Source organism: Acidovorax sp. KPB24-07, from assembly GCF_057543315.1.
On record NZ_BAAJYS010000902.1, the window covers coordinates 1 to 639 of the forward strand.

Annotated in this window: 1 pseudogene; it reads left to right on the forward strand. The window is 73.7% G+C overall.

From position 1 onward, the window contains the following. Window positions 1-639 (forward strand): annotated as a pseudogene (gene nadC / locus AC27IQ_RS26580) (carboxylating nicotinate-nucleotide diphosphorylase); the annotation flags it as partial.

The following is a 639-nucleotide window of genomic DNA, read 5'->3' on the forward strand; positions in this document are numbered from 1 at the left end:
CGAAAAGCGCGGTGATCTGCGGCGGCCTGGGCCGAGGCGGCCGTGCGGGCCCTGGACCCGGCCGCGCGCATCGTGTGGCACGTGCAGGAAGGCGAGCGCTGCGCGCCCGACCAGGTGGTGCTGGAGGTGGAGGGCCGCGCCCGCGCGCTGCTGAGCGCCGAGCGCACGGCGCTGAACTTCCTGCAGCTGCTGTCGGCCGTGGCGACCAAGACGGCGACCTACGTGGAGGCCGTGCGCGGCACGCGGGCGCAGATCGTCGATACGCGCAAGACCCTGCCCGGCCTGCGGCTGGCGCAGAAATACGCCGTTCGCACCGGCGGCGGCACCAACCACCGCATCGGCCTGCACGACGCGGTGCTCATCAAGGAAAACCACATCGCCGCCGCCGGTGGCGTGGCGGCCGTGCTGCGCGCCGCGCAGGCCGTGGCCGCGCAGGCAGCCTTCGTGGAGATCGAGGTCGAGACGCTGGAGCAGCTGCAGGAGGCGCTGGATGCCGGCGCGACGATGCTGCTGCTGGACAACATGCCGCTCCCGATGCTGCACGAGGCCGTGCGCCGGAACGCCGGCCGCGCCATCCTGGAGATCTCCGGCGGCGTGACGCTCGAAGGCCTGCGCGCCCTGGCCGAGACCGGCGTGGAC